Consider the following 16,353-nt stretch of genomic DNA (forward strand, 5'->3'; position numbering starts at 1 on the left):
CCGACAGCATCCCGCGAGAATCCGGGCAAAGCAATTGTCCTAGTGCAATGCATTGTTGCGCGGGGCTTTTGTATGCTCGGGTCAAGGTCGATGCACAGGCCGGCGATACACGCCGCCAACAACAATCAATCGACCTGTACCGGAACGCGGTTCCCGTACGCTTTGCTCTTGTCACACTGCCTCCTAACACAGAGCCGTCAACGACGGGTCCACAAGAAACAGGAGATTTTATCGATGAGCAATTCCTCTTCCCGCACCTCCCATGCTTTGCGTCACCTGTTCGTGGCTTGCGCGATGTTCGGCCTCGCCGCCGGCGCCCACGCCGCGACCACGCTGGAAACCATTACGCAGAACAGCAGCCTGCGCATCGGTTACGCCAACGAAACCCCGTTCGCTTACACCGAGACCGATGGCCGGGTGACCGGTGAATCGCCGGAAATCGCCAAAGCCATCTTCGCCAAAATGGGCATCAAGCAGGTCAACGGCGTGTTGACCGAGTGGGGTTCGCTGATCCCCGGCCTGCGCGCCAAGCGTTTCGACGTGATCGCCGCCGGCATGTACATCACTCCGGAACGTTGCAAGCAGGTGATTTTCACCGACCCGCAATACCAATTGCCGGACGCCTTGCTCACCGCCAAGGGCAATCCGAAAAACCTGCACAGCTATGAAGACGTCGCCAAGAATCCTGACGTGAAACTGGCGATCATGGCCGGCACGGTCAACCTGAAATACGCGCGGGATTCGGGCGTCACCGACGCGCAAATCCTGCAAGTGCCGGACACCACCGCCCAGTTGCAAGCCGTGCGCGCCGGTCGCGCCGACGCCGCTGTCGGCACGCAATTGACCATGAAGGGCCTGGCGTCCAAGGGTGGCGAGAAGGTCGAAGCGGTTACCGAATTCAAGGATGACCCGTCGCACATTGGCTACGGCGCCCTCGCCTTCCGCCCGGAAGACAAGGACCTGCGTGATGCGGTCAACGCCGAGCTGAAAAAGTGGCTGGGCTCGGAGGAACACCTGAAAACGGTCGCACCGTTCGGCTTCGACAAGGCCAACGTGACCACCAAAACGGCTGCCGAGTTGTGCAATCCTGCTTAAGGCTCAATAGTCGAAACAGGCATGGCGCCTTGGCGCGATGCCTATTCCCTGCTTAATCCGGATGGTCAGGTTTAAACCATGGGCGAATTACTTCCGCTGTTGATACAAGGCGCCTGGGTCACGCTTCAGGTGACCTTCTTCGGTTCGATTCTGGCGATTATTGCGGCGATTCTCGCGGCACTCGGGCGCATGTCGCCGTGGCGGGCGCTGCGCTGGTTTTCGGTTGCCTACATTGAAGTGTTTCGCGGCACCTCGTTGCTGGTGCAATTGTTCTGGCTGTTTTTCGTGCTGCCGCTGCCGCCGTTCAATCTAGAGTTGAGCTCTTACAGCGTGGCCATCGTCGGCCTCGGCTTACACATCGGCGCTTATGGCGCGGAGGTGATGCGCGGTGCAATCAGCTCGGTGGCGAAGGGTCAATACGAAGCGGCGACGGCACTGAATTTCAGTGGCTACAAGCGCTTTCGGCGGATCATTCTGCCGCAGGCATTGCTCGCGGCGATTCCACCGGGCACGAACCTGCTGATCGAGTTGCTGAAAAATACGTCGCTGGTGTCATTGATTACGTTGTCGGACTTGAGCTTTCGCGCCCGGCAACTGGATCAGGCGACCTTCCAGACCCTGGAAATCTTTAGCCTGGCGCTGGTGATGTATTTCATCCTGGCGCAAGCGATCAACCTGGGCATGCGCAGCGTCGAGCGTCGACTGGCGCGCGGCCGGATGCGTGGAGGTCTGTCATGACCCTGTTCGACTGGGCGTATGCCTGGCAGATCCTGCCCGATCTGCTGCGCGCTTCACTCAATACCGTGGGCATCACGCTGATCGGTTTTCTGATCGCCATCGTGCTCGGGCTGTTTCTTGCCATTGGCCGACGTAGCCGATTGTTCTGGCTGTCATGGCCGGTCGCCGGGATCATCGAGTTCATCCGCAGCACGCCGCTGCTGATCCAGGTGTATTTCCTTTACTACGTGCTGCCCAACTACGGCGTGAGCATGAGCGCCATGCAGGTGGGGATTATCGGCATCGGCGTGCATTACGCCTGCTACATCGCCGAGGTCTATCGCGGCGGCCTCGATGCGGTGCCACGGGCGCAATGGGAGGCGGTGACCGCGTTGAACATCGCGCCGTACAGCGCCTATCGCAACATCATTCTGCCCCAGGCTTTGCGGCCGATTCTGCCGCCGCTGGGCAACTATCTTGTGGCGATGCTGAAAGACACGCCGGTGCTGTCCGCCATTACCGTGGTGGAAATCATGCAGCAGGCCAAGAACATTGGCTCCGAGAACTTCCGCTACCTGGAACCGATCACCATGGTCGGCCTGTTCTTCCTCGCCCTGAGCATCGCTTTGGCTTATCTGGTACGGCGCCTCGAAGTGCGCCTGGAGCTACGCTAATGACTTCTCCCCTTGCGAATTCCTCTGACCTTTCCCGGCGCGGCAACCTGACACCGCTGCACCCGCAGGAGGCCACGGCCATGCAACAACCGACAGCGGTCAAGCCGATCGTCAGCTTCCAGGACGTCACCAAAAGCTACGGCAATTTCACGGTGCTCGATCACCTGAACCTGGATGTCACGCCGGGCGAAAAAGTCGCGATCATCGGCCCCAGTGGCTCGGGCAAGTCGACACTGCTGCGGGTGTTGATGACCCTGGAAGGCATCGATGACGGGGTGATTCGCGTCGAAGATGACCTGCTGACCCACATGCCCAATCGCAACGGCGTGCTGGTGCCGGCCAATGATCGGCATATCCGTCGGGTACGCGGCAAGATCGGCATGGTGTTTCAGAGTTTCAACCTGTTCCCGCACATGACCGCGCTGCAAAACGTCATCGAGGCGCCGGTGCAGGTCTTGGGCATGAAAGCGGCCGAGGCGCGCGAGCGGGCAGCGGATCTGCTGGAACTGGTGGGATTGGGCAGCAAATTGGGGCACTACCCTTCGCAGTTGTCAGGTGGTCAGCAGCAGCGGGTGGCGATCGCCCGGGCGTTGGCGATGCGGCCCAAAGTCATGCTGTTTGACGAGGTGACGTCGGCGCTGGATCCGGAGTTGTGCGGTGAAGTGCTCAACGTGATCCGCAAGCTCGGTGCCGAACACAATCTGACCATGTTGATGGTCACTCACCAGATGGGTTTTGCCCGGGAATTCGCGGATCGGGTGTGCTTCTTCTACAAGGGCCAGATCCATGAACAAGGGACACCGGCGCAGATCTTTGAGCATCCGCAGCAGGAGCGCACTTGCGCGTTTCTGAGTGCGGTGAAAGAGGCCAACTAAACAACATATGGTGCCTGTGCTGACCACAAAACGCGTGTACGACAGATAAACCTGTGGGAGCTGGCTTGCCAGCGATGAGGCCTGCAAATCCAACCCAAAAAAATGCCCGATCACCAGGATCGGGCATTTTTTGTATCATCTGACGCTTACGGATACTGCTGAACAGTGCCCGGCTGTTGCTGCTGTCCGCCATATTCCTGACCCGGAATCGCCTTCAGGTTCACTTCAACCCGGCGGTTCTGCGCACGGCCATTGACGTCGCCGTTGCTGGCAATCGGGTTATCCGGGCCGGCGCCACGAGCAGTCAGGTTGGCACCGCTGACACCTTGCGATGTCAGGTAGGTCGCCACGCTCTGCGCGCGACGCTGGGACAGATCCATGTTGTGCTGACGGCTGCCGGTGCTGTCGGTGTAGCCGACGATTTCGATCTGGTTCTGGTTGAACTCCTTGAGGGAGTTGGCCAGGTTGTTCAGCGGCTGATAGAAGCTTGACGCGATGTTCGCCGAATCGGTGGCGAAGGTAATGTTGCCCGGCATGATCAGCTTGATCTGATCGCCCTGGCGCTGCACTTCAACCCCGGTGTTGGCCATGCTGGCGCGCAGTTTCGCTTCCTGCTTGTCGGCGTAATAACCGTAACCGGCCGCAGAAGCACCCACCACTGCCGCGCCAATCAGCGCGCCCTTGCCACGGTTATTGTGGTCGATGGCGGCACCGGCCAGTGCACCGGCCAACGCACCGAGCCCGCCGTATTTAGCGGTTTTGCTCATGCCTTGGGAGCCCCCGTCAGCCTGGCCCTGATTGTCATACGGATTGGGCGAGGCGCAACCGGCGAGCAAGGCCACGGCAGTAGCGGCAATAATCAAACGAGGCGTGGTGAACATGGAAAGCTCCTACTTTTTTTGCATTCTGTGGTGCAGCGGTCACTGGAACGGCCCGTGCGGGCGTTGGATCATGACAATGCGGAATAATTCCGCCGCATGCCCGTGACAAAATGTTTAAGCCCGCACAAACGGGTTCTCACGCATTTCTTCGCCTAGACGCGTGTCGGGTCCATGCCCGGTCACCACGGTCGCCTCTTCATCGAGGGTATACAGCCGCTGCTTGATCGAACGCACAATGGTCGCCTGATCGCCACCCCACAAATCGGTGCGCCCTACCCCGCGACGAAACAGCGTGTCGCCAGCAATCAACAGCTTAGCCTCTGCAAACCAAAAGCTCATGGAACCCGGCGTATGGCCCGGCGTGTGCAACGCCACGCCGCAGCCGCAGGCCAGCTCCTCATCATCGGCCAGCCAGCGATCCGGCGATGGCACTGGCGTGTACGGCACACCGAACATCTGGCATTGCATCTCCAGGTTGTCCCAGAGGAACTGGTCTTCCTTGTGCAAATGCAAGGTGGCGCCGGTTTTTTCTTTCATCTGGCCAGAGGCGAGGAAGTGATCGAGGTGTGCGTGAGTGTGAATGATGCTGACCACTTTCAGGCCCAGGGCATCAAGGCGCGCGAGAATCAGCTCATGGTTGCCGCCCGGATCGACCACGATGGCTTTCTTCGTGATCGGGTCGCCGATGATCGTGCAGTTGCACTGCAAAGGTCCGACGGGGAAGGTTTCGCGGATGAGGGTGTGGCTCGGAACGGTCATGGGCAATCCTGGGCAATCGATGAGCAGCGGCGAGAACGCGTTTTCTGCGGATATTAACGCCGCTAAACCAATACCCCCAACTCCTTGGCCCGCGCCACCGCCTGAGTGCGCCGCTCCACCCCGAGTTTGCTGTTGATGTGGCTGGCGTGGGTTTTCACGGTGTGCAGCGAGATGAAGAGCTGGTCGCTGATTTCCTGATTCGAGCAACCTTGTGCGATCAGGCGCAAGACCGCCAACTCTCGGGAGCTGAGTTGTTCCATCGCTGAGGATTCGACGCAGGGACGCGAGGGGGCAAGCGGGAGATGTTCTAAAAGCTTCTGCCCGATCAGGCTGGTTGGCGTCAGCAACAGTTGGCCGCGCAGCCAGTCCGGGCGCTGCTTAACCAGCACGTCGAAGGGTTGCAAGATGCCTCCGGACGCCGCCTCCAGCGCCTGGCTCAACGCCTTGCGCGCCTCGGGTTCGCGTGCGCCGGCCAACAACAACGCGACCTTCTGGGTCAGCGCCATCACGCTGAGCAATTGGCGCCCGGTCTGCTGGCCGTTTTCCAGCAGCACGTTCAGGCGTCCTTCAGCGAGCATCGGCTGGCCCTGGATGCAGTCGAGCAAGGCCTGCTGCAATTCGACATGCAACGGCAGTTGCGGATGAAACTCCGGCGGAGCGGCGGCGCGCTCGCCGGTGTAGGTCTGGCCGAGGCGTGTCAGCCAGGCTTCGGCCAGATCCATGCGCCCCTGTGCCAGCCATAACTCGCATTTGACCAAGGTGATCATCGCCAGATAGTAGATCGGCGGCACATCCCAGATGTGCATCAGGCGCTCGGCTTCGGCCAGTTCGGCGAAGGCTTTGGCGAAATCGCCCGCGCTGCCATCGAGCCGCGCAATGACGCAATGGCCGATCAGCACGCTGATGTCGCGGCAGGCCCGCGCCTCGCTCAAGCCACACTGCAATTTCGCCCGCGCCGCGTGTGGCTGCAAACGCATCGCCAACAGGAAGCCCTCATACAACGTCAGGCGTGCGCGCACCGCATACAACCGTTGCGGTGACAATCCGCGCAAGCGCTCCAGCCCCTGATGCACTTCATCCAGGGCGCGCAGTATTTCACCCCGCGCCTGTAATACCCGGGCGCGGTCGTAATGGGCCAACGCTTCGAACAATGGATTGGCGACCCGTTGTGCCAGCTCCAGGGATTCACGGTTCAAGCCCCGGGCGCGCCACAGGTCACCGTCGGCAATCGCCAGGTTGGACAGAGTCGACAGGCACATCAATCGCTGCCCGTAGCGCTTGGCCGGCAGGCTTTCCAGGGCCTCAGTGCAATATTGCCGGGTCAGGTCGCGATGACCACGCCCCCGGGCGATGATCCCGCTCAGCGCCAGCCATTGCGCGAGCATCGACTTCTGCGCGGTGGCCGACGGCGCCGGCAGGAAGCGGCTGAGATGGCTGGCCAGCTCTTCGGCGGCATCGAGCTGACAGGCCAGCCCCAAGGCCCAGCTGTACAACACAATCAGTCGAGGCGTGCTGATCAACAAGCTGTCGGGCAAGTCCATCTTCCAGCGCAGCAGCATGCCGACGTTCTGCTCAGCCAGCAGCTGTTCCTCGGAAAGGTTTTGCACCAGATTCGCCGCCACATCGAGATGGCCGGCGCGCAAGGCCTGCTCGACCGCTTCATCCAGCAAACCCTGCGCGTTGAACCAGCGACAGGCACGCAGATGCAACGTCGCCGACGGAACCAGCGCCTGAGTGATCGGGCGGCTGCGCAACAAATCGGAAAACAGATGGTGATAGCGATACCAGTGCCCGTGTTCGTCCAGCGGTACCAGAAAAACCTGATGAGCAAGCAGGAATCGCAGGATCTCGGCGCTGTCGTGGGCCTCGCGCACGGCGTCGCACAGTTCGCTGCAAAAACGCTCCTGAGGCGCGGTGTCGTAGAGGAACGTCTGGACTTCCGGCGGCAGGCAATCAAGCACTTCTTCGAGCAGGTAATCGCGGATCAGCCCTTCCCCGCCATTGAGCGCGTGGGGCGGCAGCGCGCCGTCATTGCCGCCCTCGGACGCCGCCAACAGCCAGAAACGCAACCCCGCGACCCAGCCTTCGCTGCGCTGGATCAGGTTTTCAACAGCCTCCCCGCGCAACGAACTGCTGTGGCGATCGAGTAACGCTAGCGCTTCGTCGTGGGTCAGGCGCAGATCCTGCTCATGCAGTTCCAACAGTTGCCGGGACAGGCGCAACCGCGCCAGATGCCAGTCGGGGCGCTGGCGACTGGTGACCATGACCAGCAGGCCGGCGGGTAGATGATTGAGGAAAAACTGCAGGCACCGGTCGAGCACCGGGCCTTGGGCGAGGTGATAGTCATCCAGCACCAACAGCAACGGAGCCGTGGGCTGAAGGTGCAGGGCCAGCTCATCCAGCAGGCCGTCGAGCCATTCCTCGAAAGCAAACGGTTGATGGCGCTGACGCATTTTCAGTAGCCCGAGTGCGCGGCTGCCCAGCTGCGGAAAGTAATCTTGCAGGCCTTCGAGCAGGCGTTCAAGAAAACGCCCCGGGTCGTTGTCTCGCGGGCTCAGCCCCAGCCACAGACTTTGCCAGTGAGCCGGCAGGCTCTGACAAAACTCCACCGCCAGCGAACTCTTGCCGAAACCGGCGGGGGCGCTGACCAACAACAGGCGTCCGCCGAGGCCGGTACTCAGGCGCTCGCACAGGCGAGGTCGCAGCACATAGCCGTCTGGTAGCGGCGGGCGATAGAAACGCCCGCCCAGTGCCGTGGCGGCAATACTTGCAGGACCCGGAAGCGGGGACAGATCAGTCATGGCCGGCTCTTGTTCGAAGGCGATTGGCGGCGTTGCAGATGTCCGCAGCCTAGCCTTAAACGAGGCGGTTATGAAGGTTGTTGCTACAAATGGCTACAAAAAGACTACGTTACTGCACGTTCCGTGTAGGCGCTGCAGAAGGCTGCGATCTTTTCAGGATCAACAGATCGCAGCATTCGGCAGCGCCGGCACAAGTGAGTGCCGCGCACAAAAAAACGCCCCGACCGGATCGGGGCGTTTGATGAGGATGCGGCCTCGCGGTGCTACCGGTTAGCGAACACCGTCCTGACGCAACGCGGCCGGGGTGAAGTCGCTGGTGGTGGCAGTAAAGCCGAAGTCATACGCCTGCTTCTCTTCGTTCTTCATGCCCAGTGCCAGGTAACGGCCCGATTGCAAGTCGTAGAGGGTTTCGAGGGCATACCACGGCACTTGCTTGTCGTAGTAGTTCTCGGCATGCGCTTCGGCCACGCGCCACAGTTGACCGCGACCGTCGTAGTGGTCGATCACCGCCGCTTGCCAGGTGTCTTCATCGATGTAGAAGTCACGCTTGGCGTAGATGTGGCGCTGGCCTTCCTTCAAGGTTGCAACCACATGCCAGACGCGGCGCAATTCATAACGCGCCAGATCCTGGTTGATGTGGCCGGCCTTGATGATGTCGGCGTACTTCAGTTTCGGGTCATCGAGCTTGTAGCTGTCGGAAGCGATGTACATTTCTTTCTTGCCTTCGAGCTTCCAGTCGTAACGATCAGGCGCACCGTTGTACATGTCGAGGTTGTCCGAAGTACGCAGACCGTCCGCCGCCGTACCCGGGCCGTCATAGGAGACTTGCGGCGCACGCCGCACACGACGCTGACCGGCGTTGTAGACCCACGCCGAACGTGGCTCCTTAACCTGATCGAGGGTTTCGTGTACCAGCAGTACGCCGCCGGCCAGCCGCGCCGGCGCAGTCACTTTCTGCTTGAAGTAGAACAGGATGTTGCCCGGGTTCGCCGGATCGTAGTCCTTCATCTTGTCGCGGAACACGAACTGATCCTGGAAGTACACCAGACTGTACGAGCCGTTCGGTTGCGGTGTGGCCTGGGTCACCAGACGAGTCACGCTGCCGCCGCGATAACGGGTGATGTGGTTCCAAATGACTTCCACGCCGCTTTTCGGAATCGGGAACGGCACGGCGGTCTGGAAGTTTTCCAGGCCGTTGCCGCCGGACACGAGATTGGTACTGGTGGCATTTTTCTTGATGGCGGCGAAGACTTCATCGGGCACGGTGGCACCGCGATGGGACGTGTAGACCGGCATCTTGAAGGTTTCCGGGTAGCGCTTGAACATTGCGTACTGACCCGGTGCGAGTTTGTCCTTGTACTGATCGACGTTTTGCGCGGTGATGGTGAACGTCGGTTTTTCACTGGCATACGGGTTGGACAGGAAGCCACGGCTGTCGACCGAACCGGCATTTTTTGGCATCGGTTTCCAGGCCGGGATCGAACCATCAGCATTGCCGGCCATTTCCGCGCCCATTGGCGTCAGGCTCTTGCCCAGTTTGTCCGCTTCGGCTGCGGGTACTGCCGCCATCACACTGGTCGCCAATAGCGAAAGCCCCAGTACACCGGCGTGGAACAGACTCTTTGTTATTTTCATAGGTGTGTTCGTCCTGAAATGCAGTGCTTAGAAGTTCACGCCGAAGCTGAGCGCAACGAAGTCGCGGTCATCCACGGTGGTGTACTTGCCGTCGAAGAAGTTGGTGTAGGCCAGACTCGCGGTGTAGGTGTTCTGGTATTCGGCATCGACACCCAGGCTGACCGCTTTGCGACCTTCCTCGAAGTTGCCGCCAGGGCCTGGCGAGTAGCCGCTCACGTCGTGAGACCAGGCCACGTTCGGCTTGAGGTTCACACCGGCGAACACGTCGTTGTATTCCCAGATCGCCCGACCGCGATAGCCCCACGACGTTGAGGTGGTGAAACCTTCGTCGTCGCAGTTGCGGCTGCGGTTGTTGGTTGGCGTGCCAGGGCCCGCGCCGTTGATGGTGCTGTTGTTCAGCGCCACGCAAGTATTGGCGCCGCCGGTGGCTGGCAATTCACCCGGGCCGTAGACCGGATCGCGGCCGTAGCGGACGTTGGAGGTGCTTTCCAGGCCGCCGACATGGGTCACGCCCACTTCGCCCACCACGGTCAGACGGCTGGCGCCCATGACCTGATCGAAGAAGTGCGTCAGGGTGGTCTGGAACTGAGTGATTTCCTTGCGACGGTAGCCGTGCAGATCAGTGCCCGGAGGCGCCGACAGCAGCGAAGCATTGGCCAGGGCACCGCCCAATGGACGCACGCCGGCGAACAGGATGTCGGTGGAGTTCAGTTGTACCGGTGCATTCGGACGGTAGGAGAGTTCACCGCTCCATGCAGTACCGGTAGGCAGCGTCGTGGAGAAGCTCAGACCGTAGAGGCGAATGTCTTCAGGGTACTCGACGAAGTACTTCGAATTACCCGCGACCACCAGCGGCCCCAGTGCCTGGAAAGCCGGCGGCAGGGCTGCCACGCCGTTGTAGATCGACTGCGGCGCACCGGTCGCGCTGAAGATCGGCGCACGGCTGTGGTAGTTCATGAAGTAGGCACCGAACTCGGTGTCGAGCGGGTCGAACATGTACCTGAACGACGCGCCCCACTGGCCGCCGTCGCGGGCATCGCGGTCGGCGCCACGGCGCACCAGCACGCCTTCCTCGTTGACGTCGACACCGGCCGCCGCCAATGGGCCCAGAGCAATCCCCGGGATTTGCGAACGCTTGTTCAGCACGCGCAGATTGTCGGTACAGCCGTCGGCAATGATGTCCGGCTGCGAAAAGAACGTGCCGCAGTTATCGACGACGGTCTGATCCCATTCAAGCTGATAGAACGCTTCCGCCGACAGATTTTCGGTCAGGCTCTGGGACACGTAGAACATGTTGACCGGAATCAGGCCTTCCTTGATCTCGGCGCCCGGACGACGGAATGCGGACACGTCGATCGGGTTGATCGAGTTGATGCCGCCACCGATAAAGGTACTTTCACCCCAGCTCACGACCTGCTTGCCCAGACGCACGGAGCCCGGCTGATCGGCAACGGAGTAGTTGTGATAGACGAAGGCGTCGAGGATCTGACCGCCGGCGGACTTGGCGCCTTCCTTGCGGTTGCTGTCGCTGATGTCCTTGAACTCGCGGCTTTCGTCCTTGAGTTCGAAGTCGTACCAGTATTTGCCACGGACGAAGACGCCGGTGTCACCGTACTTCAGTTCGAGGTCGTGAATGCCCTTGAAGATCTTCGAGAAGGTTTCGCCGCTCTTGAAGTTGGCATGACCGTCGTCGGAAGTCTGGGACAGGCCGCGGCCGCCGTTGTTGACGCCGATGAGGTTCTTGTTCGGACTCTGGGTCGACCAGCTCGAGCCGATCGACAGGGATGAGTCGAACTGACCTTCGATTTCACCAACGTTGAAACTGACGCCGAATGCGGGCCCGGCGAGCGAAGAGGCAAGACTGACGGCCAGAGGCAGTTTCGCCCGGCGCCAGAACTGGTTAACTGAGGTCATCGACGCTACTCCATGTGCATTATTTTTATGGCAGTGAGTACTTTTAAAAACGCTTGGGGATCCGGATGCCAATGGCTGCCCGAGATCATTCCAAATTTGCTCGCCCCGTGTAGTGCGTGTGCTCCGTTCTTAAAAATCCTTGAGCGGACTATAGCCAGCAGGTAGTACTGCTTGATCCCTCTAAAGTGTGATTTGCAGCTGCCGGCCACTCTGGAACAGTCCTTTCGCCAGTCCGACACATGTCGGCCTCGCAAGGATGGCTGAAAATTCGGATTTGACAAGCCAAGCGCTTGCTTGGTGGGTCTGGCGCGCCGTTTTCGGCGCGCCGGGAACGCTCAAAGCGTCGAGAGGAAGGTACTGTCGGTGGCCTGCCATTCGGTGATGTCGAGGCGGATGCGCTTCTTGTCGATCTTGCCGACACTGGTCTTGGGAATTTCCGTAACAAGGGCGATCTGGCTCGGAATCGCCCACTTGCTCAGATGCCCCAGTTCCACGAAGGGCTTGAGGTGTTCCTTGAGTTCGCGCGCCCCGATTTCATGCCCTTCGTGGATCACCAGCAGCGCAAACGGCCGCTCGCCCCACTGCGGATCGGGAATGCCCACCACTGCTACTTCGCGTACCGATGCGTGACGGCTGATCAGGTCTTCGAGATCCAGTGAGGAAATCCATTCGCCACCGGTCTTGATCACGTCCTTGATGCGGTCGCGAATGTCGATCACGCCCATGCCATCGAGCGTCGCCACGTCACCGGTATGCAACCAGCCGCCGGCCCAGAGTTCGGCGCCCTTCTGCGGTTCCTTGAAATAACCCTCGGTCAGCCACGGTGCGCGCAGCACCAATTCACCCTGGGTTTCACCATCGGCCGGGAGGAAGTTGCCTTCGCTATCGACAATCGCCGTCTCCACCAACGGCCCGGGCACGCCGGCCTTGATCCGATAGGTCGTGCGTTCGTCTTCGCTGCCGGCCATTAACTCATCGTTGAGATGCGCACAGGACACCAGTGGCCCGGTTTCCGACATGCCGTATGCCGCCGTGAGTTGAATGCCCCGCGACTTGGCGTTTTCATACAGCGACCGGTTGAGCGCGCTGCCACCGATGACGATTTTCCAGCCGCCGAAATCGGTGCCTTGGGCACCTTTGGCGTTGAGCAGCATTTGCAGAATGGTCGGCACGCAATGGGAAAAAGTCACCTTCTCCTTGCGCCACAATTCGACGAGAAACTCCGGATCGTAGCGTCCCGGATAAACCTGCTTGAGACCCAGCATGGTCGCCACATACGGCAGGCCCCAGGCATGGACGTGGAACATTGGCGTGATCGGCATGTAGACATCGTTGGTGCCGAGCAGCCGCACGCTATCGATGGAACCCATGATCGTCGACACGCCTATGGTGTGCAGCACCAGTTGCCGATGGGTGAAATACACGCCTTTGGGATTGCCGGTGGTGCCCGTGGTGTAGAACGTGGTGGCGACGGAATTTTCGTCGAAGTCTTCGAACGGGTAGTGCGGGTTCGCGGCGGCCAGCAGTTGTTCGTACTCGCCGACCAGGTTCGGCAGCTCGGCGGTTTTCTCCGGCAGATCGGTCAGCAGCAGGGTTTTCTCTACGGTGGTCAGGTGCGGCGCGATGGCCTGGTACAGCCCGACGAACTCGCTGTTGACCAGCACAAAGCGGTCTTCGGCGTGGTTCATCGTGTAGAGGATCTGCTCCGGCGACAGGCGCACGTTGATGGTGTGAATAACCGCGCCGATCATCGGAATGGCGAACATGCATTCCAGGTAGCGATGGCTGTCCCAGTCCATCACCGCAACCGTATCGCCGGCCTTGACCCCGGCTGTCGTCAACACGTTGGCCAACCGGGCGACCCGCTCGATCAGGGTCGGGTAGCTGTAGCGCAACTGGTCACGGTAGATGATCTCGCGGGTTTTCTCGTAACGGGCGCCGGACATCAACAGCCGTTTAATCAGCAATGGATACTGATAGGCACCTTCGGCGGGAGGAATAACGCGAGTCTGCAACATAGGAATCCCTTTTCTGACGGCACGGTATTGGCGAAGAGTTTTCTACTCTAGAGCCCTTACGTGACGGCCAAATCAGCCAAAGGAATGATTTGCAGAGGTGGACAAATGCTAGCTTTGCGCCAGCATTTGTTGCGGATCAGGATCAAAAGATCGTCCGAACGCGGCCCGAGCCTGCGGCAGCTCCTGCAAGATTCAGGCACATCTGGAATTTTGTGATCGCGGCCGTTTTGTGTAGAGGCCGATCAATGCATCTCGGTAAACGCGAGTTTGACGCCAATGGCGATCAGCACGGCGCCCATGGTGCGGTCGAACCAGTGGCCCATGCGGGCAAAACCGGCGCGTACCCGCTGTTGGCTGAACAGCATTGCCACCAGGCAGAACCAGATCGCGGTGGCCATGGCCAGATAAACGCCATAACCGGCCTGCACCGACAACGGCGTGTGCGGGTTGATCACCACGGTGAACAGCGAGAGGAAGAACAGCGTGGCTTTCGGGTTCAGCCCGTTGGTCACGAAACCTGAAGTGAACGCCCCGCGCGCCGTGCGTTCGCCGACTTCTTTGTGCAGATCGTCGGTGACGGTTTTCGCTGGTTGCGCGCGCAACGCCTTGAAGCCGATGTACAGCAGATAAGCCGCCGCCGCCCACTTCAATGCGTTGAACAACATGATCGACTGCGACACGATCAAGCCGATTCCGAGTAACGAATAACCGACGTGGAGGAAAATTGCCGTGCCCACCCCGAGGGCCGTCCAGGTGCCGGCGCGTCGGCCGTGGGTCACGCTTTCACGCACCACCACGGCGAAATCCGGACCGGGGCTGGCCACCGCCAACAGGTGAATCAAAGCGACGGTCAAGAATTCTGTCCAGTACATGGGGGCTCCTTTCGGCCAAGCGTAACTATTTATGTCATCTGGTAGGCTCGGCAGATTACGCCTTCCGATCAATGCACAAAAGGTACAGTTGATGACGAATCCCCGCCGCGCGGTTTTCCTGGATCACCCTTCCCTGGATCTCGGCGACCTCGACCTCAGCCCGTTGCGCGACTGCTTCAGCGACCTGCAACTGTTCGCCCAGACGTCCCCGGAACAAGTCGCCGAACGCCTGCACGGCGCCACGGTGGCGATCACCAACAAGATCCTCATCGATGCCGCCGCCATGGCCGCCAACCCCGAACTGAAGCTGATTCTGATCACCGCCACCGGCACCAACAACGTCGACCTCGCCGCCGCCCGCGCCCATGGGATCACCGTGTGCAATTGTCAGGGTTACGGCACGCCGTCAGTGGCGCAACACACGATCATGCTGCTACTCAACCTCGCCACGCGCCTGGCCGACTATCAGAAGGCCGTCGGCGAAGGTCGCTGGCAGCAGGCGAAGCAGTTCTGCCTGCTGGACTATCCGATTGTCGAACTGGAAGGCAAAACCCTCGGCCTGCTGGGCCACGGCGAATTGGGTGGGGCGGTGGCGCAACTGGCCGAAGCGTTCGGCATGCGCGTATTGCTGGGGCAGATTCCCGGGCGCCCTGCCCGTCCGGATCGTTTGCCGCTGGACGAGTTGCTGCCGCAAATCGACGCCCTCACCCTGCACTGCCCGCTCAACGAACACACCCGCCACTTCATCGGTGCCCGAGAACTCGCCTCGATGAAGCCTGGTGCCTTTGTGGTCAACACGGCACGCGGCGGGTTGATCGACGAGCAGGCGCTGGCCGATGCGTTGCGTAGCGGTCATCTGGGCGGCGCGGCCACCGATGTGCTGAGCGTGGAACCGCCCACCCAAGGCAATCCGTTGCTCAGCGCCGATATCCCGCGTCTGATCGTCACGCCGCACAACGCCTGGGGCAGTCGCGAAGCCCGGCAGCGCATCGTCGGCCAACTGACCGAAAACGCCCAGGCGTACTTCAGCGCTAAGGCGCTGCGGGTCGTCAGTTGATAAACTGCGGGACTTTTTTTCAGGGGAGCAGTTATGGATCCGCGCAGTGAAGTACTGCTTCGTCAGGCCGAATTATTTCAGGGTCCGCTGTTGCTGGCCGGGTTGCCCGCCGATGATTTGCTCGGCCGCTTGCCCGATGCGTTCGGCTGGTGCTGGCATGCCGGCGACCAAGCCGCGCTCGACGCACGCTTCGAGGGCCGCAGCCATTTTGGCGTGAACGTCCCGGAGCGTGAGTTCGATAGCGCCGTGGTGTTCCTGCCCAAATCCAAGGATTTGACCGATTACATCCTCAACGCCGTAGCCTCGCGCCTGGCCGGGCGCGAGGTGTATCTGGTCGGGGAGAAACGCAGCGGCATCGAAGGTGCGTCCAAGCAGCTCAACCCGTTCGGCAAGCCACGCAAGCTCGACAGCGCGCGCCATTGCCAGCTCTGGCAGGTCACCGTCGCTAATACCCCGCAGGTCAAGTCTCTGGAAAGCCTGGCGCAGACGTACGAACTGCCGCTGGCCGAAGGGCCGCTGAAAGTCATCAGCCTGCCGGGTGTGTTCAGCCATGGTCGACTGGATCGCGGCAGCGCGCTGTTGCTGGAGCATCTGGACAAACTGCCGAGCGGCCATCTGCTCGATTTCGGTTGTGGCGCCGGCGTGCTTGGGGCAGCGGTCAAACGTCGCTATCCGCACAATCAAGTCACATTGCTGGATGTCGACGCCTTTGCCGCCGCCAGCAGCCGCCTGACATTGGCGGCCAACGGTCTGGACGCCGAAGTGCTGACCGGTGATGGCATCGATGCGGCGCCGATGGGTTTGAATGCGATTCTGAGCAACCCGCCGTTCCACGTCGGCGTACACACCGATTATTTCGCCACCGAGAACTTGCTGCGAAAAGCGGCAAAACATCTGAAAAACGGTGGCGAACTGCGCTTGGTCGCAAACAGTTTCCTGAAGTATCAACCGTTGATCGAAGAGCATCTGGGCGTGTGTGCGATCAAGGCTGAAGGCAACGGATTCAGAATCTACCGGGCAAAACGTGGCTGAAAATTAGCGCTTGCCGAATGGGT

General features: G+C 60.5%; 13 protein-coding genes. 6 read left to right on the top strand and 7 right to left on the bottom strand.

Features of this window, described 5'->3' with window-relative positions; translation table 11 throughout:
• The first annotated feature begins 234 nt into the window (after nucleotides 1–234).
• The 4 genes from ehuB (at nucleotide 235) to ehuA (ending at nucleotide 3,361) form a co-directional block, all read left to right on the top strand.
• Complete coding sequence (gene ehuB / locus GIW69_RS15325) at nucleotides 235–1,095, top strand: ectoine/hydroxyectoine ABC transporter substrate-binding protein EhuB (RefSeq protein WP_236483522.1); 861 nt, start codon at nucleotides 235–237, stop codon at nucleotides 1,093–1,095.
• 78 nt (nucleotides 1,096–1,173) lie between these two features.
• Nucleotides 1,174–1,833: an ectoine/hydroxyectoine ABC transporter permease subunit EhuC gene (ehuC, locus tag GIW69_RS15330; RefSeq protein WP_236483523.1), complete on the top strand. Its 660-nt coding sequence runs from the start codon at nucleotides 1,174–1,176 to the stop codon at nucleotides 1,831–1,833.
• A complete protein-coding gene (gene ehuD / locus GIW69_RS15335; protein WP_236483524.1) occupies nucleotides 1,830–2,486 on the top strand; it encodes an ectoine/hydroxyectoine ABC transporter permease subunit EhuD in 657 nt (218 codons plus the stop codon). Before ehuC ends, ehuD begins: the two co-directional genes overlap by 4 nt.
• 80 nt (nucleotides 2,487–2,566) lie before the next feature.
• Nucleotides 2,567–3,361 carry an ectoine/hydroxyectoine ABC transporter ATP-binding protein EhuA gene (gene ehuA, locus GIW69_RS15340; protein WP_236483605.1) on the top strand — a complete coding sequence of 265 codons (795 nt, stop codon included), beginning with the start codon at nucleotides 2,567–2,569 and terminating at the stop codon, nucleotides 3,359–3,361.
• A 146-nt stretch (nucleotides 3,362–3,507) separates the two neighbouring features.
• Here the strand turns inward: ehuA and GIW69_RS15345 are convergent, their stop codons facing one another.
• The 7 genes from GIW69_RS15345 to GIW69_RS15375 form a co-directional block, all read right to left on the bottom strand.
• Nucleotides 3,508–4,242 carry a YiaD family glycine zipper/OmpA-like lipoprotein gene (locus GIW69_RS15345; RefSeq protein ID WP_236483526.1) on the bottom strand — a complete coding sequence of 245 codons (735 nt, stop codon included), beginning with the start codon at nucleotides 4,240–4,242 and terminating at the stop codon, nucleotides 3,508–3,510.
• A gap of 114 nt (nucleotides 4,243–4,356) precedes the next feature.
• Nucleotides 4,357–5,001, bottom strand: a complete 645-nt coding sequence (locus tag GIW69_RS15350) for an MBL fold metallo-hydrolase (RefSeq protein WP_236483527.1) — start codon at nucleotides 4,999–5,001, stop codon at nucleotides 4,357–4,359.
• A gap of 62 nt (nucleotides 5,002–5,063) precedes the next feature.
• Nucleotides 5,064–7,802, bottom strand: a complete 2,739-nt coding sequence (locus GIW69_RS15355) for a winged helix-turn-helix domain-containing protein (protein WP_236483529.1) — start codon at nucleotides 7,800–7,802, stop codon at nucleotides 5,064–5,066.
• A gap of 270 nt (nucleotides 7,803–8,072) precedes the next feature.
• Nucleotides 8,073–9,437 (bottom strand): DUF1329 domain-containing protein, encoded by a 1,365-nt coding sequence (locus tag GIW69_RS15360; RefSeq protein WP_236483530.1) that lies wholly within the window; start codon nucleotides 9,435–9,437, stop codon nucleotides 8,073–8,075.
• A gap of 27 nt (nucleotides 9,438–9,464) precedes the next feature.
• On the bottom strand, nucleotides 9,465–11,351 hold the full coding sequence (locus tag GIW69_RS15365) for a DUF1302 domain-containing protein (protein WP_236483531.1): 1,887 nt from the start codon (nucleotides 11,349–11,351) through the stop codon (nucleotides 9,465–9,467).
• Between the two features lie 335 nt (nucleotides 11,352–11,686).
• Entirely contained in the window at nucleotides 11,687–13,369 is a 1,683-nt protein-coding gene (locus GIW69_RS15370) for a fatty acid--CoA ligase (RefSeq protein ID WP_236483532.1), read from the bottom strand.
• Nucleotides 13,370–13,611: 242 nt separating this feature from the next.
• On the bottom strand, nucleotides 13,612–14,241 hold the full coding sequence (locus tag GIW69_RS15375) for a LysE family transporter (RefSeq protein ID WP_236483533.1): 630 nt from the start codon (nucleotides 14,239–14,241) through the stop codon (nucleotides 13,612–13,614).
• Nucleotides 14,242–14,332: 91 nt separating this feature from the next.
• On the opposite strand from GIW69_RS15375, the gene GIW69_RS15380 reads away from it, so the two are divergent.
• Nucleotides 14,333–15,298, top strand: a complete 966-nt coding sequence (locus GIW69_RS15380; RefSeq protein WP_236483534.1) for a 2-hydroxyacid dehydrogenase — start codon at nucleotides 14,333–14,335, stop codon at nucleotides 15,296–15,298.
• A 33-nt stretch (nucleotides 15,299–15,331) separates the two neighbouring features.
• On the top strand, nucleotides 15,332–16,330 hold the full coding sequence (locus tag GIW69_RS15385) for a class I SAM-dependent methyltransferase (RefSeq protein ID WP_236483536.1): 999 nt from the start codon (nucleotides 15,332–15,334) through the stop codon (nucleotides 16,328–16,330).
• Nucleotides 16,331–16,353: the final 23 nt, after the last annotated feature.

The sequence above is a fragment of the Pseudomonas syringae genome (genome assembly GCF_021605415.1).
In the GTDB taxonomy this organism is placed as follows: Bacteria; Pseudomonadota; Gammaproteobacteria; order Pseudomonadales; family Pseudomonadaceae; genus Aquipseudomonas; species Aquipseudomonas syringae_S.

Bases quoted from the DNA above. Each gene is read 5' to 3' on its own strand.
- GIW69_RS15360 (WP_236483530.1), bottom strand. From the start codon at position 9,437: ATGAAAATAACAAAGAGTCTGTTCCACGCCGGTGTACTGGGGCTTTCG.
- GIW69_RS15375 (WP_236483533.1), bottom strand. From the start codon at position 14,241: ATGTACTGGACAGAATTCTTGACCGTCGCTTTGATTCACCTGTTGGCG.
- GIW69_RS15380 (WP_236483534.1), top strand. From the start codon at position 14,333: ATGACGAATCCCCGCCGCGCGGTTTTCCTGGATCACCCTTCCCTGGAT.
- ehuC (WP_236483523.1), top strand. From the start codon at position 1,174: ATGGGCGAATTACTTCCGCTGTTGATACAAGGCGCCTGGGTCACGCTT.
- GIW69_RS15345 (WP_236483526.1), bottom strand. From the start codon at position 4,242: ATGTTCACCACGCCTCGTTTGATTATTGCCGCTACTGCCGTGGCCTTG.
- ehuD (WP_236483524.1), top strand. From the start codon at position 1,830: ATGACCCTGTTCGACTGGGCGTATGCCTGGCAGATCCTGCCCGATCTG.
- GIW69_RS15370 (WP_236483532.1), bottom strand. From the start codon at position 13,369: ATGTTGCAGACTCGCGTTATTCCTCCCGCCGAAGGTGCCTATCAGTAT.
- GIW69_RS15355 (WP_236483529.1), bottom strand. From the start codon at position 7,802: ATGACTGATCTGTCCCCGCTTCCGGGTCCTGCAAGTATTGCCGCCACG.
- ehuB (WP_236483522.1), top strand. From the start codon at position 235: ATGAGCAATTCCTCTTCCCGCACCTCCCATGCTTTGCGTCACCTGTTC.
- GIW69_RS15385 (WP_236483536.1), top strand. From the start codon at position 15,332: ATGGATCCGCGCAGTGAAGTACTGCTTCGTCAGGCCGAATTATTTCAG.
- GIW69_RS15350 (WP_236483527.1), bottom strand. From the start codon at position 5,001: ATGACCGTTCCGAGCCACACCCTCATCCGCGAAACCTTCCCCGTCGGA.
- ehuA (WP_236483605.1), top strand. From the start codon at position 2,567: ATGCAACAACCGACAGCGGTCAAGCCGATCGTCAGCTTCCAGGACGTC.
- GIW69_RS15365 (WP_236483531.1), bottom strand. From the start codon at position 11,351: ATGACCTCAGTTAACCAGTTCTGGCGCCGGGCGAAACTGCCTCTGGCC.